Raw genomic sequence first — 25,550 nt, 5'->3', positions numbered from 1 at the left:
GTCTCTCGGAGAAGTCGTCGAATCTTTCATTAGAGGTTGTTATTGTTGAAACTTTGAATTTGTAAAAAAACTTATAAATTCTTAAGTTATAAAAGAGCCAGCAATGAAAACAAATCCATTGCCGACTCTTTTTAAGTTCGGTATCACTGTCAGTAAATATGGAGTTATATTATTTCAAAAGTCCTTCTTTGAATAACTCAAACTCTTTTAGGAGTAAAGCATAATCCATTTCTGCATTCACTAAATCTAATTTTGCATCTAATAAATTGGTTCGGCTTTTCTCTAAATCGGTCGCTGTGATTAGACCTTCATTGTAACGTACTTCTTGCATATCATATAACTGCTGTTGAGTTTCAATATTCTCTTCTAGCATATCTAATTGTAAATGTGCAAGTTCAATTTGATCAGCATAACCATATGCAGCTAACTCAATCTTATCCATTTGGTCAAACAAATCTGCCTGGGCTTTTTCTTTTTCTTGTTCATAATATTCTTGTAAATCTTCTTCAGCATTTCTTCGATCACTGCTTGCTTGACTTTCTAATTGACTCTTCTGATCCATTAAATATTGCTTTTCAACTTCTTTTTCGTCAATTATAGTTTGTTCTGCACCATTTGCTATTAATTCATCTATTTCTGCTTGCAAAGCTGTAATTTGAGTTTCTAGACTGTCAATCTGCCCAGAATAACTACCTGCACCTGATAAATCCTCAGACTCCTCAATAATTTCTTCATAGGTATCCATTACAAATCGATAATAAATAAGTGATTCATGCTCAAGTGTCATATCATAAGCTACATCTTCTGCATCATATTCCGATGCTGACAACCTAGAAATCTCTCCAATATCATTGATGTTTATTGTTGTATTTAGTTCATTATCAAGTTGTTGATTTAATTGATATTTCATTTGATTCAATCTTTGTTCAGAGGATTGTAGCGCGAATTCTGCATTTGAAACACTCATCTCAGCTTGTATCAAATCTTGTTCTGAAGCTAAACCTTCATCATATTTCACACCTACAATATCCAATTCTTTTTTCGTTATTTCCAAATTTTCTTCTTGTAATTGCAATGATTCTTCAGCTTTTAAATACTCATATATAGCTGCATAGGCACTATATTCTGCAGACCATAACTTTGATTTTTCATTATACTCTTGCTGTACTTCTTGCAGCTCCTCCAATTCATCCGTAAATTCATCCAAATAGTTTCTTGCTGCATTTGATAATTCAATTTCATCTTCTGAAGATTGTATACTAGAATCATTACTTAGGATTTCATTCACAGCCTCATCAAGAGAATAGTTCACTTTTTCACTAGCAATTACAGTCATCGTTGGTATCATAACGACTAAACACAATGAAATTATCTTTTTTTTCATAAATAACACAGCTCCTTATCCTGTTATCGTTGTTGTAGTTCCCATTTGCTGCTGTGAATCTATATCATCTTCCTCATCTTCTTCATCTTCACTGATTCTGAATAACTTCCTCATTTTTTGACCAGCATCATCAATAATGGTATACATTACTGGAACAAATAAAAGAGTGAAAAACATAGAGACTAATAATCCAAAGATGACAACAACTCCAATCGGTTGTTGCATTTCAGTTCCTTCTCCAATCCCTATTGCCATTGGCACCATCCCTAGTACAGTTGTTAAAGTCGTCATTAAGATCGGTCTTAACCTACTTTTACCTGCTAGAACTATGGAATGATTTCGACTTTCTCCGCTTCTCTTCAATTGGTTAATATAATCAACTAAAACGATGGCATTATTTACAACAATTCCTGCAAGCACAATCACACCTATCATAGCAGAAAAACTAAGATCTGTACCTGTAATAAGCAATCCAAATATTACACCTACAGTTGTAGTTGGCAATGAAAACATAATAATAAATGGATATATAAAGGACTCAAATTGTACTGCCATCACTGTGTATACCAGGAATATCGCTAATGCAACAGTCAGTAATAAAGGTATGATTGTTTCGTCAAACTCTTCCTGCGTTCCTCCAACAGAGATATCAGCACCTGATGGAACAGAAATAGATTCAACAGCTTCTTCCACTTCTGCTGTGACTTCAGCCAAATTAGCTCCATCCACTATATCTGCTGTTACAGATAGTTCATTTTTTTGATCTACTCTCGTTATAGCAGTAGGACCTATGGTTGAGTCTATCGATGCAACGGATAATAAAGGCACATAATTTCCAGATTGTGTTGATAATTGAAAAGAAGATAGTGCAGCAATGCTTTCCGTTTGATAATCTGGAAGGCCAATAGAAATATTGTACTCATATCCACCTTCTCTGAGCTGTGTTACTCTAGTCTCATTGAAGTTGTCGGATATTTGGCTAATGATTTGATTTTGACTCAATCCATACATTTGAGCTAATTCATCATCTACAGTGATTGTTAGCTGAGGTTCTCCACTTGTTTGAGGAACTTCAACATTTTCTAAATTTAAATTAGACGATAATACTATTTCCACTTCTTCAGCTAAATTAGTTAATGATTTTTGATCAGAACCAGATAAAGTAATATTGATATCACCAGTAGATGTGCTAACTCCCCTCCTAGATCGTTGTGCAGAAGAGTCGCTTGCTCCAGGGATTTCTTTCATTTTCTCCTGTATTTCACTTTGAAGCGCCGCATTTGTAAGCTCCCTTTCGTCCTGATCAATTAAATCTAAATTAACTGTAATTCTTGAAGATCTAATGCTGAGCTCTTGCAATTCTATATCATCTTCATATTCTTTTAACATCTCTTCTACTTGAACTGCATACTCTTCGACAATTGAAATATCTGTATCCTCTTCAAAACCGGCAGAAATTGTAATGGAATCTTCTTCAGAGGTCGGAAAAGTAGTCATATTCAAACTAGTTATAAAAAATATACTGCTTACCGTTAATACGATAGTAAATATAGCGACAATCCATCTGAATTTCAGACTCCATTTTAGTAACTTTGAATACTGATGACTTAAAAAGCTCATCCAACGAGGTTCATTCATTAGTTTATTATGATCTTTTGATTTTAAAAGTTTTGATGCAACCATCGGCACTAAAGTCATTGCAACAATTAGAGCAGCTATTAAAGAAAAAGCAACCATAATAGCTAGTGGTAAGAATAAATCTGTTATCGTCCCGCTATCGATGAACATCATTGGAATGAACACTACTAATGTCGTAGTTGTGGAGGCAATTACTGCCGATATTAATTCTCCCCCACCTTTAATTGCAGCTTGTTTAGGTCCTAATCCTTCTTTTCGATATTTTACTATATTTTCCAAAATAACAATGGAGCTGTCTACCATCATCCCAAGACCTAAAGCTAATCCAGACAAAGTAATAATATTAAAGGTCTGATTAGTATATCGAACAAAAATAAATGTTGTAATAATTGCTATAGGAATGGAAACAGCAATGACTGCTGTTGCACGTATGCTTTTTAAGAATATCAGCAATACTATAATGGCAAAAAAAGCACCTGCCACTAAACTAATCAACACACTATTGATAGATGTTCTAATAAACTCAGATTCATCTGAAACAACTATGAGTTCGAAGTCCTCACCTATCTCTTCTTGCAGTTTCTCAACTTCTTCTTGCACTGCATCAGAGATTTCAATCGTATTGCTGTTAGACTGCTTTGAAACACTCAACAATACAGCTGGTGAACCATTCACTTTTGTTATGGAAGTCCTTTCAGTTAACACTTCCTCTACTACCGCGATATCTTTTACCTTAATAGAGTTACCATTTGAAAGTGGAATAAGCGTATTGCTTATATCTTCAATGGACTCATATTCACCATCAACACGTACTGAAACACTCACATCACCTTGAGGAACACTAGCAACTGTTGACGCATTATTTTTATTTCGAATCGCACTTTCAACATCTGATGATGAAATTCCATATAGTTCTAATTGAAGCGGATCAAGAGTTACCTTAATTTCCTTTTGCTCGCCTCCTTCGATGTCTACAGAAGCGACCCCTTCAATTCTTTGAAAATTAACCAAAATATCATTTGCTTCTTGTTCCAGTTCAACCAAGTCATCTCCCAGTAAACCTAATGTCATAATAGGTGCACTATTTGGATCATACTTTCTAACATTTGGATCACCAGCTTCATCAGGCAATCCCCTAATGGCTGCTACGGTGCTTTGTAATTCAGTGTATGCTTCATCTAGATCTACATCAGATTCATATTCTATCCGAATTGAGGTTGATCCTGTGCTTGTAGTTGAAGTCATCGTTTTTATTCCTGATAAGGATGCAATTTGATTTTCTAAAGGTTCTGTAACTAATGACTCCATCTCCTGAGGGGCTACCCCTGTATAATTGACACTTACGCTTAGCATAGGCATTTCCATTTCAGGGTATAAATCAACTGGGATATCTCGCATAGAAACCACACCCATGATCAAAACACATATCACAATCATGATGACACTAACGGGTCTTTTAACAGATGTTTTTAAAAGATTCATAATTAATTCCCTCCAACATCTGAATCGCCATTTCCTTCAGGTGCTTGACCACTAGAGTTTGCATCGGGATTCATTTCTTCAGGTCGAGGTCGCTCTCCATTACCAGCAGCATTTGGATCCATTCCTTCTGGTCGAGGTCGCTCTCCATTACCAGCAGCATCCGGATCCATTCCTTCTGGTCGAGGTCGCTCCCCATTACCAGCAGCATCCGGATCCATTCCTTCTGGTCGAGGTCGCTCCCCATTACCAGCAGCGTTTGGATCCATTCCCTCAGGCGGGGTTCTTTCACCATTACCGTCTGGATTTGGCATCATTCCTTCTGGTGGTTCTTCACCAGGCAATAAAACAGGCATTCCATCAGAAACTTGCGCTTGCCCGTCAACAATCAATTGTTCACCTTCTACAAGCTCTACTTTTATCGCTGTATAATCTGATTGTAAGTTGATTATTTCAACTTCTCGTTTCATTGCAGTTTTCATGTCAGAATTCGCATCTACTACGAATATATAATTGCTATCCTCTTTCAGAAAAACCGCATTAGTTGGAACGATATACTCGTTTTCTACTAATGTAGTTGACAGAATAATTTGTGCTATATCGCCATTTTGAATTGTATTTTCTGATTCATTATCTAAATGTATTTCCACATCAAAAAAACCGTCTGGGTTTCTAACTGAAGACACATAAGTAACCGTTGCTTTTACTGGTTTGTATTGTGATGTTGTAGTTACCTCTACTTCTGACCCAACAGGTAATAAAGACTTCTGTTCAGCTGTAATTTTAGATGTGATCATCATTTCAGATACATCTGTAATTGTCATTATCGAAGCCTGTGTAGAAACTTGATCACCTGCGTTTATATTCAAAGCTGTGATTTCTCCAGCAATAGGTGCGTAAATGACAGCATCATTGAAATTTTCTGTTGCTTGATCTAACTTCAATTGTGCCTGAGAAACAGAAATTTTAGCAGAATCAACAGAATTTTGCGCTTGCTGTAACGAAAGCTCAGCTGATTCAACATCATTTTCACTATTTAAAGTGTCTTTTTCATAAGCTAACTTAGCTTGTTCCTCTTGATCCTGAGCCTTTTCTAAATCATCTAAAGGCACAGCACCTTCTTCATATAAACGTTCCATACTTGCAACGTTTTCCTGTGCATCCTCCCATACAGATTTTAAATTTTCTGAATCCAGTTCATTAATCGTTCCTGATTGTGCATCCTCTAATTTTTGCTTTGCTTGATCATAAGAGAGCAGAGCATTATCCAATTGTTGATTAGCACTTGCTAAACTGTTTTGTTCCTGCAGCAAAGCATCTTCTAAGTTGGAAGAATCCAACTCAGCTATGACCTGTCCTTTTTCCACACTATCACCTTTGCTGACCAATAAATTAACGATCTCGCCGTTCATGTCTGAGATGACCTCAACTTCAGATGACTGGACTACAGTCCCTAATAAACGTTGAGTTACATCTAGACTTCCTTTTTCAATATCCTGAAGTTCAACGGTTGCGATTTGAGCAGATCTTTGGCCCATTCCACCTGGTGGCATTTGACCTCCGCCCATGCCACCCATTCCGCCCATACCCATGCCACCAGCGCCTTGAGCAGCACTAGGTGAACCGCCATTAGGCATATCCGAAGGCTGTCCTTCTGTTGATTCTTCACTTGAACATCCAACTACAAAAGCCAGCGCAATAATCGTAATGATCACTTTTTTCCATTTCATTTACATACTCTCCTCCTCGGTGAACAAGTCTTTATATATAAGAAATATCATATACAAGTTATGTGTCCATGAGATGTCAGGAACTGTATATATAACAGAAGTAAATCTCCCTTTTTGCAACACTAAATCTACTGTATTCTTTGCAAAAAAAATAGGCACTGGAAATATATCCAGTACCTATTTTCGAACGCCCTATATTATCTTAATTATCTAGGTAAAAATCCTTCTTTAAACAATTCATACTCTACTTTTAATAATGCATAATCAATCTCAGCATTTAATAAATCCATCTTCGCATTTAATACACCTACACGACTTTTTTCTAAATCTGTAGCTGTAATGAACCCTTCATCAAAACGGACTTGCATCATTTTATATAATTCTTCTTGAGTTTTTATATTATCTTCTAAAGTGTTTAATTTCATATGAGAGACTTCAAACTCATCAGCAAAACGATAAGCATTTAATTCTAATAAATCCATTTGATCAAATAAATCCATTTGTGCTTTTTCTTTTTCTTGTCCATAATAATCTTGAATGTCATCTTCTGCTTTTCTTTTATCTTTATTCGCTTGGGTTTCCAGATCATTTAGAGTTTCTATATAATATAATTTCTCAGCTTCTTTTTTAGCTATTTCAGTTTCATCCGGTTCTGGAACATTCTTTAACTCTTCAATTTCTGCTTCCACAACTTTAATTTGAGCCTCTATACCACTGATCTGACCAGCATAACTCCCATAACCTTTAAGATCCTCAGACTCTTCAATGATCTCCTCATATGTCTCCATCACAAAGCGATAGAATGTAAGAGATTCATGCCCAAGTTTCATTTCATCTGCTACTTTTTCAGCTTTATATTCAGAGGACTTAAGGCGCTTAATATCTCCTATATCTTCAATTTCTAAAGAAGTTAACAGATCCAGATCAAGCATTTGATTCAATTCATATTCTAGTGATTTTAAACTTTGTTTAGCAGTTTCTAAAGAAAGTTTTGCATTTGAAACACTCATCTCAGCTTGAATAAAATCTTGTTTAGATGCCAAACCTTCATCATATTTGATTCCTACTATACTTGCATCACCTTTTGTGACTTCTAAATTTTCTTCCTGCAATTTTACGGCTTCTTCTAATTTTAAATAATTATAGAGCAAGGAATAAGCCTTAAACTCTACTCCCCACTGAGTTGCTTGTTCAGTATACTCCTGTTGAACATCCTGCAGTTCTTCCAGTTCTTCTGAGAAAGTGCCCATAAATGCATTTGCAGCACTAGTAAGTTTAAACTCATCTAATTCAAATTTTTCTAAACTCGTGTCTTTTAAAAGTATCTCATCTACCGCTTCATTAACTGATAGTTTCACTCTTTCAGCTGCCAAAACGGTCATTGTTGGAATTGCTAACGCTAAACATGCGACTAATATTCGTTTTTTCATTCGTTTCACCTCTCCTTAACTACTAACTACTGTTGGATCTTTTGGTTCAGTATTTTTATTTTTTCTGCTAAATATGCTAGTAAATTTACGGCTTACATCATCAACGATGGTATATATAACTGGTATCAATAATAATGTAAATGCCATTGAAAACAATAAACCGAATATGACTACAACCCCGATTGGCTGCTGTGTTTCACTACCTTCACCAATCCCCATTGCGATTGGCAGCATCCCAAGTGCTGTAGTAAAACTTGTCATAAGAATTGGCCTTAAACGACTTTTACCTGCTTCAATAATCGCTTCATTCCGTTCAGTACCTTTACGTTTTAATTGATTCACATAATCAATTAATACAATTGCATTGTTAACTACAATCCCAGCAAGGACAATTAATCCAATTAATGCTGGAAAGCTTAACTCTGTCCCAGTTACTAATAATCCAAATATAACACCCACAACAGTCGTTGGCAATGAAAACATCACAATAAATGGATATGAAAATGATTCAAATTGTACTGCCATCACTGTATAAACTAAGAATATAGCTAATGCTAATATAAGCAATAAATCAACGGCCGATTCGTTAAAGTCCATTTGAATTCCGCCTGTAGTTACCTCATATCCTTTAGGTACTGGAATTTGAGATAATACTTGATCTACTTCAGCTGTAGCTTGACGTACATCAGCACCTTCTACCATATCAGCTGTAACAGAATATTCTTGCTTCTGATCTACACGTTGAATTGAGACAGGTCCTAATGTTTGCTCCACTGTTGCTACTGATATTAATGGCACATGTCCACCAGTAGGAGTTGTTAATAAGAATGCGTTCAATGATTCAATTGTTTCTCTCTCTGATTCTGGAAGCTGAACAACTACATCGAACTCATCTCCGTTTTCACGGAATTTAGTAGCTGTTGAGCCCTTAAATGTTTCATTTAATTGGGCCATGATTTGACCTTGACTTAAGTTATACTGCCCTGCCAACTCATCGTCCACTGTAACTGTAAGCTGTGGCTGACCGCTTAATCCAGGTACCTCAACATTTTCTAATGCAGGAATACCTGATAATAGAAGGTCTACTTGATCCGTTAATGTTTCAAGTACATCCTGCTCTGGACCAGATATCGTTACAGTAATATCTGAATCTGTTCCCCCAACAGTACTAGTTTGTTGGACAGCCTTCACTTCGATACCTACAATTGAAGCATCTAAGTCATCTTGTATAGCTTTGGAAATATCCTCATTGTTTATTTCTCTATCACCTTCATCATACAATAATAAAAATGTAGTGATATTTGTAGCACTTATTTCCGTATATTGCATTTCAATATTATCTTCATACTTCCTCAATATACCATCAATTTGATTCCCATAATCTTGAACTACATCAAATTCAACACCATCATCAAAATTAGCAGATAATTGAATTTGATTTTGACCAGATGTTGGGAACGTTGTTATATTGAGCAGTGAAATTGAAAACAAACTTCCGATAATAATGACAAATGTTAATAAAACAACAATCCATCTACGTCTCAAGCTCCATCTTAGCAGCTTATTATAAACGTTATTTATGAACTGCAGCCATCTAGCTTCTTTTGCTAATTTCTCATGAACATTCGTTTTAAGGAACCCAGCTGCCAGCATTGGTACTAAGGTTAGTGAAACAAGCAATGCGGCAAGCAATGCAAAGGCCACAACCATTGCTAAAGGCAAGAATATTTGTGACAAAATACCAGCATCTATAATCATCATTGGTACAAAGACAACAACTGTCGTAGTTGTAGATGCTATTACCGCTGATATTAATTCGCTACCACCCTTAATGGCTGCTTCTTTTGCATCCATCCCATTTTGCCTGTATTTTACGATATTTTCTAGTATAACAATGGAGCTATCTACCATCATTCCAATCCCTAAAGCTAAACCAGATAAAGTAATAATGTTTAGGGTTTGATCAAAACGATCTACTAATATAAACGTAGAAATAATAGCAAACGGAATAGATAAGGCTATAACTGCGGTTGCTCTAATACTTCTTAAGAAGAACAATAGTACGAGGATGGCAAAAAATCCACCAGCCAATAAACTGAGTACAACACCGCTGATTGAATCTCTAATAAATGTAGAGGTATCAAATACAACTTCTAATTCTACCCCTTCGCCTAAATCCTTCTGAATGTTTGCAATTTCTTCATGTATTAAATCCGTAATTGCTATTGTATTTGTTCCAGATTGTTTAGAAATAGATAGTATAACTGCGGGTTCTGAATTTATATTAGATTGTGATTGAACATCACTAACTGTATCCTCTAAATCACCTACATCTTCCACTGTTATAGTTGTTCCATCTTGCAGTGAAATGGCTGTATTTCTAATTTCATCTAGAGTATCATATTCACCATCCACTCTAACTTGTACTTCAGTATCACCCTGCAATACTTCTCCAACTGTTGAAGCCGTGTTTTTATTTCTTATTGCATTCACTACGTCTGTTGCTGTTAGATTATATTGCTCAAGCAGAATTGGATTCAATGTAACTTGAATTTCACGATCTGTTCCACCTGTAATATCAACGGATGCTACACCTTCAAGCTTTTCAAAGTTTGCTGATATATCATCTGCAATACTTTCCAAAGTAGTCGTATCCTTACCTGTTAACCCTAAATAAATAATAGGCTGACTGTTGATATCAAATTTTAGAACATTAGGAGTATCTACATCATCTGGTAAATTCGCTTTATTTATTTTTTCCTGCAAATCTGTAACGGCTTGATCAAGTTCAATATCTGTACCAAACTCAATTAGAATAAATGAAACTCCTGAACTTGACTGTGAATTAATGGATTCAACTCCATTTAAAGAAGCAATTTGCTCCTCTAATGGTCTTGTAACAAGCTTCTCCATTTCTTGTGGAGATACCCCACTATATGAAGCTTGAACTGTGACTACATTGACTTCAACCTCAGGAAAAAGATCAATTGGTATATTTCTTAAAGATATCGTCCCAATAATTAAAACACAGATGACCAGCATAATTACACTAACTGGACGCTGTACCGCTGTTTTTATAAGATGCATTAATTGCCACCTCCAGCGGCTGCATTATCATCAGATTTTTCTTGCTCAGAGTTAGTTTCTTCGTCTACTTTTTCATCCGGCTGAGTCTCGTCTTCTGATGTTTGTTGCTCACTTGGAAGCAATATCAGCATTCCGTCAGAAACTAGCTTATGACCATTGATAATAAGATCATCCCCAGCTTCAAGATCACCTTTAACTGCTGTTAAATTAGATTGCATATTTAGGATCTCAACTTCTTTTTTTACTGCTTTACCTTCATTTGCTAAAAATACGTATGCTTCATTTCCTTTTTGAATGATGGCATGTGTAGGAACTAACACTTCATCTTCCACTAATGTGCTGCTGAACACTAATTGTACAACTTCACCTGTAGTTAATTGATCATCTGTTTCAGTAAATCGCAGCTCTGCATCAAATAAACCAATATCATTTCTTGTAGGTGAAATATATATCACTTCTGCTTTATATCCATCCTTCACAGATGAATGCACTTCAACTTCTGTTCCAAGGGGAACCAGTCTTTTTTGCTCAGCTGTAATTTGTGTAGTAATGATAAATTCTGATACATTTGTAATTGTCAGTAAAGGCTGCTGAGTAGATGCATTTTCTCCTACTTCTATATCCAGGCCTTTAATTACACCAGAAATAGGTGCATACACTGTTGTATCATTTACATTTCGTTGAGCTTGAGACAACCTTAATTGAGCCTGATCCAAAGAGGTTTGGCTCTGTTGAACTCCAACTTGTGCTTTCTCTAAGTCTAATTGTAATTGTTCAAGATTGCTTCCTGTATTCAACTGAGCTTTTTCAAGTGAGATTTGAGCTTGTGTTTCTTGCTGCTGTGCACGTTCTAAATCCTGCAACGAAACAGCGCCCTCTTCATATAAACGCTCTAGTCTTTCACGATTTGTTTGTGCATCTTCAAGTGCTATTGTTAAATTTTCCAAATCTAAATCAGTTGAAGAAGTACCTTCTTCACTAGTTTGTGCGTCTTTTAGTCTTTGTTCTGCCTGCTCTCTAGTAAGAATTGCATTATTCAATTGCTGCCTTGCACTCTCAACCGTTTTTTGCTCTAACTGCAAACTATCCATTTGATTTTCCCCATCCAAGATAGCTAAAACTTGACCCGCTTCTACTTGGTCTCCATTTTCAACTTGGAGATCTACTAATTCTCCTGTGAGATCAGGAAAAACCTGAATTTCGGATGCAGCTTCGATATTTCCTATTAATTTTTTACTTTCTTGTATATCCCCATTTTTGATGGTTTCAATCTCAACTGCTACTTTTGGTAAATTCGCCATTTCTTGAGAGGAACCACTTTGTGGACCACCTGCTGCTGAACAACCAGCAACCACCAATAATGCTAATAAAATCACAATGCTTTTTTTCATTTTTCTATACATTCCCTTCGTGAACAAAAGATTATGCAATGAATCTCCACTCCCACTGCAAATTATTTCTAAGCTTAGTCATTATGATAAATATATTAACTAGGCTATGTAGAATTGACTAACCCTTAAACATTTTAGTATAGAAATATGAACTGTATATGAACTACTATGAATTAAATCATAGTTCACAAAATCTGTGATTGTCGTTTTTTGTTAATATGAAGGAGCAGAACATGAAGGATGGACATACTTTGTAGTTGATGAAGATGACAATCCTTTGATCGTTTACAAAAAAGATGCTGATGGTGAGGTTGGTTTTCTACTGATAAATAATTGAATCAATTGTTGAATTTTTTTAAAAAAATGCCACCAACCTAGGTTGGTGGCTTGAATATTGTTTAAAAAGAAAGACTAAGACTTCTATCTGAGTCTCTCAGAGATTTTATATACTTTTTTTTGGAATGTAAGTGCAATATGGTTCACTCTCAAGGTAATCCCCTGTAAGAGCATAAGCTCTTGATCTAGAACCTCCACACACAAAACGGTATTCACAAACTCCGCATTTTCCTTTATACAAATTTGGATTTCGTAATTGCTTGAATATCTCTGATTCACGATAAATGTTTGATAATGGTGTCTCTCTAACATTTCCGGCTTTGACAGGTAATAATCCACTCGGATACACATCTCCAACATGAGAAATAAAAACAAATCCATTTCCGTCATTTACACCTTTTGGTGCACGACCTAATCCATCTATTGTACCTGTCTGACCATTTCTTAGTGATTGAGCATAGTTGATCTTATCCGCATGATTATTTTTTTCATCCCGTTTATTTTGAATTACAACTCTGCGATAATGCTGTGCTGCTGTTGTTTTAATATCAAATGACACTTTTTTACTCAATTCATATAACCACTGAAAAACTTCTTCATGCTGATCAGGAGTAATCATATCAGATATTTTTCCTCGTCCTGTTGGAACTAAGAAAAAAACGCTCCACAAAACACAATTTAAATCCTCTACTAATTGAGCCATCTCCTCCAATACTTCAATATTATAGTTAGAAACTACGGTGTTGATTTGAAGAGGAAGGTTTAATTCGTTAATGTATTTAATTGCTTTCATTGTTAAATCAAATGAACCACTCGTTCCTCTGAAATGATCATGAATTAAATCTGTAGGTCCATCTAAGCTAAATGCCCAACGAGACAATCCAACTTCCTTCGCTTTTTTGATCGCTTCTTGTGTTACATTTGGAGTTGCGCTTGGGGTCATGGACACTCTAACCCCTTTTTGAACAGCGTATTCTGCTATATCATATACATCTTCACGTTCTAATGGATCTCCTCCTGTAAAAACTAATAATGGATTGTCCATATCATAAATTTGATCGATTAGATTCTTACCCTCTTCAAATGAAAGTTCTCTAGGATCTCTCTTATACTGTGCTTCTGCTCGACAATGTAAACAATTTAATTCACAAGCCCTAGTTAATTCCCAAATGACGATAAATGGATTTAAATGATAATCACGATTGAACATATATATCCCTCCTTATGGATTCACTACAGGAATAAACCCTTTTTGTTTTAGCATTGTTGCAATATCATTTACACTTCTTTCATCGGAAATATCAAATTGATAATTAGTGTTCTCCATCGACTCTTGTTTAACATACCCTCCTACAGCTGTAGAAGAAGCTGCAGACATATTAGTAACGCCAAATGAAATTAATTGATCTCTTAATGTCGGGTTTTCTCTTGTCGATATGTTCATAGGACTCTTAGGCAAGAACAAACGAGTAGCTAACATGATTTGAATTAAATTTTCATCTGTTACATTTACTGCGGGTTCAAATTCACCTATATGAGGTCTTATTCTAGGAAAGGATATACCAATTTGTGTTTTAGGATATTTTGTTTGTAAGTATTTTACATGCATTGCTGTAAAAAAAGCTTCTTTTCTCCATTCTCCCAATCCTAATAGAGCACCAATATTCACATTAGATACTCCAGCTTTACAAGCTCTTTCAGCTGTATCTAATCGATATAAATAGTTTCTTTTGGGACCTTTAATATGAACTTTCTTGTATATTTCCTCATCATATACTTCTTGATAAACAGTAAGTCCATCTACACCATTAACCCTTAGTTCTTCATATTGATGTGATTCTAAAGGCTGGATTTCTATTGAAACAGATTCAAATTTATCTTTTAATATTTCAATGACTTTTTTAAAAAAAGAATACGAAACATGAGCTTTAGATTCTCCTGTTAAAACAACCACATGTTGAATCCCTTTTTCCTTTAAAACATTTGCTTCTAACTCAATTTCAGGAATGGATAATCTTTTCCTCTCAAATGTATGAATCACACTAAAGCTGCAGTAATCACAGTGATTCACACAATGATCAGATATATAAAGCGGAGCATAAAGCACTATTTTTTTGTTAAAATGTTCTGCAGTAGTTTCTCCAGCTCTTTTTGCTAATACATCTAAGAATGGTATTGCTGCAGGTGATAATAAAGTTAAAAAATCAGCATCATTTACATATTTCTTCTGTAAAATCCTTTCTATTTCAGCTGAAGAAATAGACGAAAAAATAGATTCAAAAGGAGTATACTCTAATTCCTTTAAAGTCTCATAAAACCCCATCAAAAACCCTCCCAATTCATAAAAAAAACAATACATAAATTATTTAATGACAAAAAAAGCTCATTATAGAGCTTCACTATTAATAAAAATATAATTCAAACGCATTGGTTGTACTATGAAGTTTGTCACATGACAATATATAAATTCAGAAAAAAACTCGCCCTTTTTGGCGAGTTTTAATTTAATAACTTATTTTATTTAATCTTTTTCTTCTAATTGACGATCCATATATCCTTCTAATATTTCAGTTACTGCGAATACGGTATGAGCTAAATCTGTATTTTCAACTGCATGCTTGCATTCATCCTTGTAAGCCATATCTTCATCATAATGTTTAAAATGAAAATCTATAATTTCTTGACTAACCCCTAAAGCTTTTTGCCTTTCAATGATAATATCACGATCCACATAAATATAAATACGACTGACTTTCTCTCCAAAAAGCTTTTTTAAGGTTCTAGCTCCAGATGAATTTAATATGAGATAAATGAAATCGTTGTTTTTAAACTCTTGTTCAATATCATATCCTTTTATTCCATAAAAATTCCCATCAATTTCAGTCACTTCAACAAATTCTTTGTTGTTTATGCCTTCTTCAAATTGCTCACGTGAAATAAAATGATAATCCTGACCATCTACTTCACTCGGACGTTTTGCTCTTGAGGTATAGGAGATTACTTTCTTTATCCCCAATGTCGTACCAACCATATCTGCCACAGTTTTTCTTCCAGAACCATCTGGACCTGTGAAAACAAAAATCATTTCTTTTTCCTTCAATTGATACATAAAATCCCTCCTTTTAATATAACACCCACAAAAGTGAGGAGAACTGCACTCGCACTCCGTCCTCAAAATAGAAACATCTCTTTTATTAGGGACTACATCCATCCCTTTTGCGGAGCCCTAAGCCATATGATCATGGAAATTTCCAATACATAAATTAATCAACAGTGTCAATACATCTATGTAATCGAAAGCAATATATGAAATAAAATGAAATTAAAGAACCTTAATTATTTAATAATCTCTTGATACGTAGATTGATCTGTAGTTTTCACTAATTTAACTAACAATTCTTTTGCTGCTTCGTAATCATCCACATGCAGTATGGAGGATGAAGTATGTATATATCTTGAACACAAACCGATGACAGCTGAAGGGACACCGATACCATGAAGATGAACATTTTGCGTGTCTGTACCACCTGCAGATACAAAATATTGATAAGGAATATGATTGGATTCCGCTGTATCCAATATAAAATCCTTCATTCCTTGAAGAGTAACCATTCCTTTATCTAATATACGTAATAATACACCTTTACCAAGCTGACCGAATTCATTCTTGTCTCCTGTTGTATCATTGGCAGGGCTTGCATCAAGTGCATAAAAAATATCAGGTTTCACCAAATTCGCAGCTGTAATAGCTCCTCTAGCGCCAACTTCTTCTTGTACTGTCGCACCTGTAAATAGAATATTAGGCAGTTGTTCTTTATTTATTTCTTTAAGCAATTCAATCGCCAAGCCAACACCATAACGATTATCCCATGCTTTAGCTAATATCTTTTTAGGATTGGACATCACTGTAAAAGGGCAAATCGGAACAATTTGCAATCCTGGACGTATCCCCATGTTTTCTGCATCCTGACGATCATCAGCTCCAACATCAATAAACATTTGACTCATATCAGCCGGTTTAATTCGCTGTGCTTCACTTAAAAGATGTGGTGGTGTTGAACCGATGACACCAATCACAGGACCATTTTGAGTGATAATTTGTACACGTTGAGCTAATAGTACTTGGCTCCACCAACCACCTAAAGGTTGAAAACGAATCATGCCGTTATCTGTAATCTTGGTCACCATAAAACCAACTTCATCTAAATGACCAGCTACCATAACTCTTGGACCATGTTCATTTCCTCGAACCACCCCAAAAATACTACCTAATCGATCTTGGATAATCTCATCTGTATACTTTTCAAGCTCTGATCTAACAAACCCTCGAATATCTTTTTCAAACCCTGATGCCCCCGGCATTTCAGTTAATGTTTTAAATAGTTTTAATGTTTCCGCATTCATTGCTATCACTTCCATATATTTGTATTTATTATTTTACCAAAATTTTGGACAAATTAGAATCACATTTTAAAAATTATATAAATAAGATTCCCATTAACATTGCTACTAATCCGCCAACAACTGAACTAATCATGTTTACTCTGTCATTATTCATCCACTTCCAACCACGTACTCTTCGGGCGTGGTGCGAACAATGTTCAAAGCTTTCAACTTCTTTTTTGCATTTTTCACAGTAATACATCACTTGCAACTTTGCACCGATGAAAGAATCTGTCAGCGCTCCAATAAAACCGCTAATCATCCCCATAAGGATATAGAAAAAGATCATTTCCATTTCCAATTTTGCTGAAAATAACGAAGCGGCTAAACCTATAAATCCTCCACCTAACATACTTGAAAATAACCCTAATGCAGATACACCACCTGATATTCCTGGCGTTACTTTTTTAAATGTTAGAATTGAACGAGGGGGTTTTTTACTCAAGCTCCCAATTTCTGTAGCCCATGTGTCCGCATTCACCGTAGCCATTACACCAATAAAAAACCACCAGAATATCGACACAGGCCAAATATAATAGGTTATACTTAATATAAGTGCTATTCCACCATTAGCCCATACTTGTCCTGCATCTCTTTTTCCTGATTTCTCATAACCTTCCTCTATTGATTTTTTGGTATTATGCTTCCATTTGGTAAGAAGAGATGAAGATACAAAAAATGCAATAACCGTTCCATACCAAGCTGGGCTAACAAGTGCATACATTACAGTACCAAGACAAATGGCCATCAAAGCACCAGAAATAGATAAGGATTTTTTCCAAAAAGCTGCACCAGCTATTAGAAAACTTCCTAAAAAACCAATGATCCACTGTATCATAATCATTCAAATCTCCTAAACATTCATATTAACAACCATTTGATAGGAAGCTGCATACATATCATTATACACAATAAATAAAAGATATTCCTTCACAAATGGTTCAAACGTTTGGAGGTTTCAAAAGATAGTAATTAGGGCACTTTCATCCATTTGAAAATACCCATTATATCTTTTCACTAAAGTTGTTTATTGAGGTGCGATCTGTTGCACAGGCTGATAACTGTGAAGGTAAGTTTTTGCTGTATGGTCCTCCATTGTTGGCACTTGATAGGAACCTTGCTGGTTCATGAATAAAAATACTTCGTAAGCTTGATTTGCACATGTTACTGCACCATTGGTCAGCATTTCTCTCACATTAGGATCAGCACATTCAAGAGAAGCTGCGATGTGATTTTTTGCAGAGCCTTTATGAAGACACAACATTCCTGCTATAATTTGCTGATCATTAAGCTGACCCTGGGTTTGTGGAATATGAGCTTGAGGTTGATGCAAACCATATTGAATCTGTCCAGGTTGAATATTGGGCTGTGAATAAGGTTGCATTGACCTATTTGCTGCATTATAGTCATGTGTATAAGCAACTAATTGATCGTAACCTTGTATTGCTGTCTGCATATGTGTGTGTATCATTTGTCGTAAATTATGATCTTGACATTGTTCTGCATAAAGAGAAAAATGATTTATCATATTGATGTTTCCATTTAATATTTCATGAACTTCCATTGTTTCATGAGCTCCAAACGGCATACTGTCATCTCCTTGAAATATATGGTCTATGTCATACAAATATAATGTAACCATTATAGAAACTTGTATACATACAATACATACCTCAAATAATAATGACAATAACCTTTGCAAAATCAGTGGGTACTACTGATGCAACTATTTAATCAACCTTTGTTCGAAATTTATTTGCAGTAATTTATATCATTGAAAGAAGGAAACTATTTTGCCCCGATGGAAAACGAATCTAATTGTTTTATGGTTTGGTCAATTCATGGCTACGTCAGGCATGAGTATGATCATCCCATTTTTACCGTTGTACATTCAAGAGTTAGGAATCACAGATAAGAGTGAACTTGCCATGTGGACAAGTATAATTTTTGCTGGCAATTTTTTAACCTCATTTCTTTTTCAACCTTTATGGGGAAAGTTAGGGGATCGATACGGCAGAAAAATCATGATCCTACGTTCAGGTTTTGGCATGTCCATTGTTGTTGCATTAATGGGGTTTGCTACAAATACATGGCAATTATTATTTCTTCGATTGCTCAATGGAACGATTTCTGGATATATTCCCGCTTCTACCTCATTAGTATCTACAAATACACCACGAGAGCATATTGGTTATGCAATGGGGATCATGCAGTCTGGAGCTGTTGCTGGAACAATACTAGGTCCATTAATAGGAGGCGGACTCGCAAACTTTGTCCCATATCAAACGGTATTTTTTATTACTGGATTTTTATTATTTATTGCATCTTTGTTAGCTTTATTTTTTGTTAAAGAACAATTTGATAAGAAAAAAGCTGCAAAAAAACCGAACATTTCTGTACTTCAAGGATTTAATGATTTGAGAAAAATCCCTCAGATTCCTGCACTTTTCTCTGTAACATTTATGATTCAATTTTCATTTTTAAGCGTAATGCCCCTAATGGCTATTTATGTTCAAGGCATGCATGAAAATTCACAATGGTTAGCTTTATTTGTTGGACTAGTTGGATCTATTACAGGGTTTTCCAATATGATCGCAGCTCCTATACTAGGAAGACTAAGCGATCGCATCGGCTCTGAACAAATACTATGGATAGCATTATTAGGTGCAGCAATTACGTCTATCCCACAGGCTTTTGTAAGTAATGTTTGGCAGTTGTTGATCTTAAGGTTTTTTATGGGAATTTTTATAGGCGGGTTACTTCCATCCGTAAACTCTTTACTTCGAAAATACATACCCGAAGGGATGGAAAGTCGTGCTTACGGCTTCAATACTAGTTCACTTGCATTGGGAAATATGCTGGGTCCAATTACAGGAGGATTTATATCAGGATTAATTACTATTCCAGGTTTATTCATTATGTCTGGCATTTTATTATTTATAAATATGATCTGGGTTAGAAAAACGTTGTTTGTCTCAAAAAATGTAGATCAGTTTAAAGTATGATTAAAAGATTTTGCCTTCTTTAACGACCTGCAAGCATAAATTAAAACACCTGTGAGTTTTAACGAACTAAAAACTCACAGGTGTTTTTCTTAAAGTATTTTTCATGAATTTTAACATATTCTGCATCATGTTTTGTAATTTCTCCGCCGTAGTCTACAGTTACCCCATATTGTTTAACCACAACTCTAAGATTGTTTATGATTGCATAATCGAACTCATTTTCTTTGGATAGAATCTGTTTCTCCTTTATCACTTGTTCTTCCCTCCTAAATTTTATTTAATTATATTGATTTATACCTTTTTTTCATATCATATACTAAAGCATTTAAGGAGAAAAATCTAATACATAAATGATATGATAGCTTTCTCTTTTAGATATGAATTGAATATTGATGCCATTCTTGGTATTGAAAGGCCTTGCAATAAAGAGAATCTAACTTTCAGTGGGAGTTTTAATACCTCCCACTGAAGCAAGATGATCTAATCAGATGTAATATGATATGATAAATAGACTTAAACAAAAGGAGTGTCATAATTTGATCAATCAACCTGCAGGATTAGGAGTTCGAATTATTGCTAGCATTTTGGATTCTATATTCCTATTGACTATTTCTTTTCTTTTACTCAGATTTATAATTGGGGACCTATATCAAATTTTTGATCTGTTATATTTAATTGTTCTTCCAATAATATGGTATGGATACACTGTTGGTAAAAAAATATGCGGAATTCGAATTGTAAAAATAAATGGGGATAATGTTGGAGTAATAACGATGTTACTTCGTCATTTTGGTGCTTTTATTGTTTATGGTTTAACTTTGGGAATTGCTGCAATTATCAGTGCTATCATGGTTGCAATGCGAGAAGACAAACGCTCTATTCATGACTTTATAGCAGGAACATATGTTACTTATGATGAACCATAATCGTTTTAATCCTATGGGAAATTTATCTGTTATTATATTTAATATAATCAAAATTATACTATAAGATGCTTATGCTCCTCTATTTCTTTCATAAAGATTAGAAAAACAACCTGATAGATTTGCTATCAGGTTGTTTTTTATAGTGGTGATGTTCTCGTTAACTATATATTTTTTTCCCTTTATCCGTGAACTCCTGTGCTTTTTCTTTCATTCCCTTTTCAATTGCTTTCTCATCTGTTAATCCTTTTTCCTTGGCATATTCACGAATATCTTGTGTAATTCTCATGCTGCAGAATTTAGGACCACACATTGAGCAGAAATGCGCTGTTTTTGCTCCTTCAGCAGGAAGCGTTTCATCATGAAAAGAAAGAGCTCTCTCAGGATCAAGTGATAGATGAAACTGGTCACGCCAACGGAATTCAAAACGAGCTTTAGATAAAGCATCATCTCTAATTTGAGCACCAGGATGGCCTTTTGCTAGATCTGCTGCGTGCGCAGCTATTTTATATGTGATAACTCCCTCTCTAACATCATCTTTATTCGGCAATCCTAGATGTTCTTTAGGTGTCACATAACACAACATAGCTGTTCCATACCAACCAATCAATGCTGCTCCAATGGCAGATGTAATATGATCGTACCCTGGAGCTATATCTGTTGTTAATGGACCTAATGTGTAGAATGGTGCTTCATGACAAATTTCCAGCTGCTTATCCATGTTTTCTTTTATTTTATGCATCGGTACATGACCAGGTCCTTCAATCATTACCTGAACATCATGTTTCCATGCAATTTTCGTAAGCTCACCCAATGTTTCCAACTCTGCAAACTGAGCTTCATCATTTGCGTCAGCAATAGATCCTGGTCTTAACCCGTCACCTAATGAAATGGAAATATCATAAGTTCTAAGGATTTCACAAATTTCTTCAAAATGCGTATATAAGAAACTTTCTTCGTGATGAGCCAAGCACCATGCTGCCATTATTGAACCACCACGAGAAACAATACCCGTTACCCTTTTAGCAGTCATCGGTACATATCTCAAAAGTACACCTGCATGAATAGTGAAATAGTCTACTCCTTGCTCTGCTTGCTCAATTAAAGTGTCTCTATAGACTTCCCAGGTTAGATCTTGTGCTTCTCCGTTTACTTTTTCCAATGCTTGATAAATCGGAACCGTCCCAATAGGAACTGGAGAATTACGAATGATCCATTCACGTGTAGTATGAATGTCTTTACCTGTAGATAAGTCCATGATGTTGTCAGCACCCCAACGAGTTGCCCAAGTCATTTTCTCTACTTCCTCTTCTATAGAAGAAGTGACCGCTGAATTCCCAATGTTAGCATTGATTTTGACATGAAAATTGCGACCTATGATCATTGGTTCGCTTTCAGGATGATTTATGTTTGACGGAATAATGGCTCGACCACTAGCCACCTCATCACGTACAAACTCAGGAGAAACATTTTCACGAATAGCTATGAACTCCATTTCTGGTGTAACGATTCCTTTTTTAGCATAATGCATTTGAGTTACATTGCTACCCTTTTTAGCACGTAGTGGCTTTCTTTTTAATCCAGGGAAAACATCTACATTTTTTATGGATTCTTCATTTATGTAACCATTATCTTCGGGTTTAATATCTCTTCCCTCATACTCTTCCACATCATTTCTCTCTAAGATCCAATTTCTACGGTGTGCAGAAAGACCTTTTCGAATGTCTGTCTCATATGCTGGGTCCGTATAAGGTCCACTTGTATCATAAACTCTTATTGGCTCATTAATTTCTTCACCATAATCTGAAGTTGTTGCACTTAATTGAATTTCTCTCATTGGAACTTTTATATCTTCTCTAGAGCCGGTTACGTACACTTTCTTGCTTCCTGGGAATGAGGAAACAGAAATTTGTTCTGATTGATTGGACATTAAGAAACCTCCTAATAGAAATGGATTCATTAAAAAGTGATCATTCATGAATTCAGTAAGCTTCGTTAACACTTATTCATGAAAAGACAGCTTTATGCACGGGAATTCAAAAGGTCGACAATCCTTTAGAGAGTTGAAATATAGATAGGTAATTAGCCAAAAAGTGTAGGTACGTATTAATGAAAAGATGATGTGAAAATTACTATATCGGGGAATCTTTCTTCAATGGTTATTAAGATATAATAATGTAATTTATTGAGTGTACAAGTACATAGGATCTATACATTGTTTTCAATAAAAAATGACTACTCAAGGAAATAAGTAGTCATGAATAGATCATTCAAGAATAGACATCTTTCCTACGCTGGCATTACCCAGATCAGGTTCAACAGTCGACAGCAGAACAGCCATCCTCTCAGCCTGGTCTTCCAAGCTCCCTGCAATAATATGAAATTATTGAATCTTACTATACGTTACCATGAACTAAACATTTTGTGAAGTCCCAATCTACAGAATGCTTTAAAATTAATTTTGAAAAAATATTTCCATGATCTAAATCATATAAAAGTTTGTTTCTTAATGTAGTTAATAGAGTGTTGTTCACCTCATAAAAAATGAGTTAAATGCTCTTCAGGAGATATGAGATGATACATATTTTTTTTGGAGTCTAATTATTATGAAGGGATGTATAGGTATCTATCTATTTTTATAGTAAAAATGGGTGTTTGCTATAAAAAAACAGACGTTTGCATTATTTCGAATCCTGTACCAGTAGAATAAAATATCATATCTTACAAGAAAGGAGTTAAAGATATGAGTAAATGTTGCGATAACTTTGATCCCAACTATTTATTATGGAATGAAGTGCCGTATGCTGGAGAAGAATTTCCGCCTACAAACCCCGAAGATCCCTACTCTGACTCATGGCCTATGTATTATTATCAACGTTGTGGTAGTAAATTTGAAGTGAAACAAACTGGTGAGCTTGTGTACTTCACTATCAAACATCCTAATTATATAGATTGGGGAGGTTCAGAGCTCGAAGCTGTATTAGAAACTGCGAATCACCTCGATGAAGATATGAAAAAGATTGCAAAATATTGGGGAACTGGAGTCGCTACCAAACAATGGTTACCTGTTTTAGATATCTTAGTTGATACTTATGGGGTAACAGCTCCATATGCAGCTCGACTAGAATCTGCTGTATTAGCTGCAGCAAACGATGCTTTTATCATTACTTGGTATTATAAATTTTTGTGGTTAGTCGCAAGACCGGATCAATATGATCAAGAATTGGCTACTTGCCTATGTACACCTCGTCACCCAACATATCCTTCTGGTCATGCAGCTGTAGCAGGATGTGTAGCTAATATGTTAAAATATTTCTTCCCTGGAGAAGCAGCTAAATTAGACGAATTAGCTAAACAATGTGCTTTGTCACGTTTGTATGCACTTGTTCATTTTCCGATTGATAATGATGAAGGATTGAAACTAGGGTATCAGGTAGCAGATCATATTATTCCGATATTAGCTAGTCAAAGAGATTCTACTGGAAAGCCAATTGATGTCCCTTATACTGATAATTTAGATGCTGCATTACCACCGTTTCCACCGGAGTATGATCAGGTCATCCCATTTGATTTTCCAGATAACTGCACTTCACTAACGCGTCCTGATTGCTGTAATTAGAATAATTCATGTGAAATAAATATACAAGGTCAAGGAGAAAGGGGCTCCAACTTCGATTTTCGACGATTGGATGCCCCTTTCAATTTTCAAAAGAAACGATATCATACAACCTATTTTCAAATCAGATATCACTTTTATGAGCTAACCTCCAAAGACCTCAAAGAAACCAATCAAAACAGGCCCCAGGAGTACAATAAATAAACATGGAAAAATAAAAAATATAAGAGGGAACAACATTTTTATCGGAGCTTTCATTGCCATTTCCTCCGCACGTTGTTTTCTCTGCCCACGAACTTCTTGAGATATTACCCTCATGACCTTTACCATACCAATACCTAATTTTTCAGCTTGAAGTATATTACTAATCATCGTTTTTATTTCTTTTAAATCTAACCTTTCTTTAATGCCCAATAACGCTTCACGTCTTACTTTCCCTAAACGAATTTCTTCCAAGCAATGCTTAAATTCATTTGCCAAAACCCCATCATTTTTCGAAACCATTTTTTTTAATGCAGCATCAAATCCTAACCCCGCCTCCAAACTTACCGTTAATAAATCCAAAACGTCTGGAAGCTCACGCAAAGCCTTGTTGTTACGTTTTTTTATTCGGCTTTTTAATAATAAATGAGGTAATATCAGACCGTTCACAAAAGCAGTAAATACAGCCAGTACTTTTAAGTTTGCGGATACTCCATAAAAAGTGAAATTTATAAATGAAATCGTTGGAAGTAATAATACACAGGCAACTTGAAATAAACGAAAATCAATGGGAGTCATATTAAATGGCCTCCCAGCTTGTATTAATTTCATTTCTATCTTAGCTATTTTTTTCTCTTTCATTCTGCGTTTAAATATATTTTTCATTTTAAACACTAAGAAGTTTATCCATCTTTTCAGGAAAAAGTTTGATTGTTTTTTATCCTCATTATCTTCATTAATAATTTCATTATCAGCTTGCTTCTTTTCTTCACCCTTAATTAAAGAGATTCTTTTCTCTATTTTTTCTTTCCTTTCTCTACGTAACATAAAAAAACTATAAATAACTAAGGTAATTGTGAAAAAAAAAGCTACATAAAGAATCATGA

18 protein-coding genes and 1 riboswitch are annotated in these 25,550 nt (G+C 35.2%); of the genes, 3 read left to right on the top strand and 15 right to left on the bottom strand.

The genetic code is table 11. The features are described 5' to 3' along the window. Window positions 1–169: 169 nt before the first annotated feature. The 12 genes from Q5Y73_RS10365 to Q5Y73_RS10310 all read right to left on the bottom strand — a co-directional run bounded on the left by Q5Y73_RS10365 (window position 170) and on the right by Q5Y73_RS10310 (window position 18,506). The gene (locus Q5Y73_RS10365) at window positions 170–1,384 is read right to left on the bottom strand and encodes a TolC family protein (RefSeq protein WP_305991820.1); all 1,215 of its coding nucleotides are present in this window, start codon (window positions 1,382–1,384) and stop codon (window positions 170–172) included. 15 nt (window positions 1,385–1,399) lie between these two features. Next, window positions 1,400–4,504, bottom strand: coding sequence for an efflux RND transporter permease subunit (locus Q5Y73_RS10360; protein ID WP_305991819.1), 3,105 nt, complete (start codon window positions 4,502–4,504; stop codon window positions 1,400–1,402). Between the two features lie 2 nt (window positions 4,505–4,506). Beyond that, window positions 4,507–6,231, bottom strand: coding sequence for an efflux RND transporter periplasmic adaptor subunit (locus Q5Y73_RS10355; RefSeq protein WP_305991818.1), 1,725 nt, complete (start codon window positions 6,229–6,231; stop codon window positions 4,507–4,509). A 206-nt stretch (window positions 6,232–6,437) separates the two neighbouring features. Beyond that, window positions 6,438–7,661: a TolC family protein gene (locus Q5Y73_RS10350; RefSeq protein WP_305991817.1), complete on the bottom strand. Its 1,224-nt coding sequence runs from the start codon at window positions 7,659–7,661 to the stop codon at window positions 6,438–6,440. Window positions 7,662–7,676: 15 nt separating this feature from the next. After that, on the bottom strand, window positions 7,677–10,748 hold the full coding sequence (locus tag Q5Y73_RS10345; protein ID WP_305991816.1) for an efflux RND transporter permease subunit: 3,072 nt from the start codon (window positions 10,746–10,748) through the stop codon (window positions 7,677–7,679). After that, window positions 10,748–12,139, bottom strand: a complete 1,392-nt coding sequence (locus Q5Y73_RS10340) for an efflux RND transporter periplasmic adaptor subunit (RefSeq protein WP_305991815.1) — start codon at window positions 12,137–12,139, stop codon at window positions 10,748–10,750. The genes Q5Y73_RS10345 and Q5Y73_RS10340 overlap by 1 nt, the downstream gene beginning before the upstream one ends. Before the next feature lie 442 nt (window positions 12,140–12,581). Beyond that, window positions 12,582–13,685 carry a TIGR04053 family radical SAM/SPASM domain-containing protein gene (locus Q5Y73_RS10335; RefSeq protein ID WP_305991814.1) on the bottom strand — a complete coding sequence of 368 codons (1,104 nt, stop codon included), beginning with the start codon at window positions 13,683–13,685 and terminating at the stop codon, window positions 12,582–12,584. A 12-nt stretch (window positions 13,686–13,697) separates the two neighbouring features. Beyond that, window positions 13,698–14,798 carry a 2-iminoacetate synthase ThiH gene (thiH, locus tag Q5Y73_RS10330; RefSeq protein WP_305991813.1) on the bottom strand — a complete coding sequence of 367 codons (1,101 nt, stop codon included), beginning with the start codon at window positions 14,796–14,798 and terminating at the stop codon, window positions 13,698–13,700. 198 nt (window positions 14,799–14,996) lie between these two features. Then, the gene (locus Q5Y73_RS10325; RefSeq protein ID WP_305991812.1) at window positions 14,997–15,584 is read right to left on the bottom strand and encodes a guanylate kinase; all 588 of its coding nucleotides are present in this window, start codon (window positions 15,582–15,584) and stop codon (window positions 14,997–14,999) included. Between the two features lie 227 nt (window positions 15,585–15,811). Then, a complete protein-coding gene (locus tag Q5Y73_RS10320) occupies window positions 15,812–16,879 on the bottom strand; it encodes a M42 family metallopeptidase (protein ID WP_305991811.1) in 1,068 nt (355 codons plus the stop codon). A gap of 73 nt (window positions 16,880–16,952) precedes the next feature. Further along, complete coding sequence (locus Q5Y73_RS10315) at window positions 16,953–17,762, bottom strand: DUF92 domain-containing protein (RefSeq protein ID WP_371320186.1); 810 nt, start codon at window positions 17,760–17,762, stop codon at window positions 16,953–16,955. Window positions 17,763–17,945: 183 nt separating this feature from the next. Further along, a complete protein-coding gene (locus tag Q5Y73_RS10310; RefSeq protein ID WP_305991810.1) occupies window positions 17,946–18,506 on the bottom strand; it encodes a spore coat protein in 561 nt (186 codons plus the stop codon). A gap of 205 nt (window positions 18,507–18,711) precedes the next feature. Between Q5Y73_RS10310 and Q5Y73_RS10305 the strand changes: the two genes are divergently transcribed. Further along, entirely contained in the window at window positions 18,712–19,923 is a 1,212-nt protein-coding gene (locus tag Q5Y73_RS10305; RefSeq protein WP_305991809.1) for an MFS transporter, read from the top strand. Between the two features lie 58 nt (window positions 19,924–19,981). Here the strand turns inward: Q5Y73_RS10305 and Q5Y73_RS10300 are convergent, their stop codons facing one another. Beyond that, the gene (locus tag Q5Y73_RS10300) at window positions 19,982–20,176 is read right to left on the bottom strand and encodes a hypothetical protein (protein ID WP_305991808.1); all 195 of its coding nucleotides are present in this window, start codon (window positions 20,174–20,176) and stop codon (window positions 19,982–19,984) included. A gap of 247 nt (window positions 20,177–20,423) precedes the next feature. Between Q5Y73_RS10300 and Q5Y73_RS10295 the strand changes: the two genes are divergently transcribed. After that, window positions 20,424–20,849: an RDD family protein gene (locus Q5Y73_RS10295; protein WP_305991807.1), complete on the top strand. Its 426-nt coding sequence runs from the start codon at window positions 20,424–20,426 to the stop codon at window positions 20,847–20,849. 157 nt (window positions 20,850–21,006) lie between these two features. Here the strand turns inward: Q5Y73_RS10295 and thiC are convergent, their stop codons facing one another. Then, complete coding sequence (gene thiC / locus Q5Y73_RS10290; RefSeq protein WP_305991806.1) at window positions 21,007–22,776, bottom strand: phosphomethylpyrimidine synthase ThiC; 1,770 nt, start codon at window positions 22,774–22,776, stop codon at window positions 21,007–21,009. A 339-nt stretch (window positions 22,777–23,115) separates the two neighbouring features. After that, window positions 23,116–23,226, bottom strand: a riboswitch (TPP riboswitch). A gap of 363 nt (window positions 23,227–23,589) precedes the next feature. Here thiC and Q5Y73_RS10285 point away from each other — a divergent pair. Next, window positions 23,590–24,465, top strand: a complete 876-nt coding sequence (locus Q5Y73_RS10285) for a vanadium-dependent haloperoxidase (protein ID WP_305991805.1) — start codon at window positions 23,590–23,592, stop codon at window positions 24,463–24,465. 141 nt (window positions 24,466–24,606) lie between these two features. Here Q5Y73_RS10285 and Q5Y73_RS10280 read toward each other — a convergent pair whose 3' ends face one another. Continuing rightward, window positions 24,607–25,548 (bottom strand): type II secretion system F family protein, encoded by a 942-nt coding sequence (locus Q5Y73_RS10280; RefSeq protein ID WP_305991804.1) that lies wholly within the window; start codon window positions 25,546–25,548, stop codon window positions 24,607–24,609. Window positions 25,549–25,550 lie beyond the last annotated feature (2 nt).

This window comes from Chengkuizengella axinellae (assembly GCF_030730905.1).
In the GTDB taxonomy this organism is placed as follows: Bacteria; Bacillota; Bacilli; order Paenibacillales; family KCTC-33759; genus Chengkuizengella; species Chengkuizengella axinellae.
The sequence above is the reverse complement of the archived record's forward strand: the minus strand, read 5'-3'. Positions and strand labels throughout refer to the sequence as shown.

Bases quoted from the DNA above. Each gene is read 5' to 3' on its own strand.
- Q5Y73_RS10365 (WP_305991820.1), bottom strand. From the start codon at position 1,384: ATGAAAAAAAAGATAATTTCATTGTGTTTAGTCGTTATGATACCAACG.
- Q5Y73_RS10360 (WP_305991819.1), bottom strand. From the start codon at position 4,504: ATGAATCTTTTAAAAACATCTGTTAAAAGACCCGTTAGTGTCATCATG.
- Q5Y73_RS10355 (WP_305991818.1), bottom strand. From the start codon at position 6,231: ATGAAATGGAAAAAAGTGATCATTACGATTATTGCGCTGGCTTTTGTA.
- Q5Y73_RS10350 (WP_305991817.1), bottom strand. From the start codon at position 7,661: ATGAAAAAACGAATATTAGTCGCATGTTTAGCGTTAGCAATTCCAACA.
- Q5Y73_RS10345 (WP_305991816.1), bottom strand. From the start codon at position 10,748: ATGCATCTTATAAAAACAGCGGTACAGCGTCCAGTTAGTGTAATTATG.
- Q5Y73_RS10340 (WP_305991815.1), bottom strand. From the start codon at position 12,139: ATGAAAAAAAGCATTGTGATTTTATTAGCATTATTGGTGGTTGCTGGT.
- Q5Y73_RS10335 (WP_305991814.1), bottom strand. From the start codon at position 13,685: ATGTTCAATCGTGATTATCATTTAAATCCATTTATCGTCATTTGGGAA.
- thiH (WP_305991813.1), bottom strand. From the start codon at position 14,798: ATGGGGTTTTATGAGACTTTAAAGGAATTAGAGTATACTCCTTTTGAA.
- Q5Y73_RS10325 (WP_305991812.1), bottom strand. From the start codon at position 15,584: ATGTATCAATTGAAGGAAAAAGAAATGATTTTTGTTTTCACAGGTCCA.
- Q5Y73_RS10320 (WP_305991811.1), bottom strand. From the start codon at position 16,879: ATGAATGCGGAAACATTAAAACTATTTAAAACATTAACTGAAATGCCG.
- Q5Y73_RS10315 (WP_371320186.1), bottom strand. From the start codon at position 17,762: ATGATTATGATACAGTGGATCATTGGTTTTTTAGGAAGTTTTCTAATA.
- Q5Y73_RS10310 (WP_305991810.1), bottom strand. From the start codon at position 18,506: ATGCCGTTTGGAGCTCATGAAACAATGGAAGTTCATGAAATATTAAAT.
- Q5Y73_RS10295 (WP_305991807.1), top strand. From the start codon at position 20,424: ATGATAAATAGACTTAAACAAAAGGAGTGTCATAATTTGATCAATCAA.
- thiC (WP_305991806.1), bottom strand. From the start codon at position 22,776: ATGTCCAATCAATCAGAACAAATTTCTGTTTCCTCATTCCCAGGAAGC.
- Q5Y73_RS10285 (WP_305991805.1), top strand. From the start codon at position 23,590: ATGAGTAAATGTTGCGATAACTTTGATCCCAACTATTTATTATGGAAT.
- Q5Y73_RS10280 (WP_305991804.1), bottom strand. From the start codon at position 25,548: ATGATTCTTTATGTAGCTTTTTTTTTCACAATTACCTTAGTTATTTAT.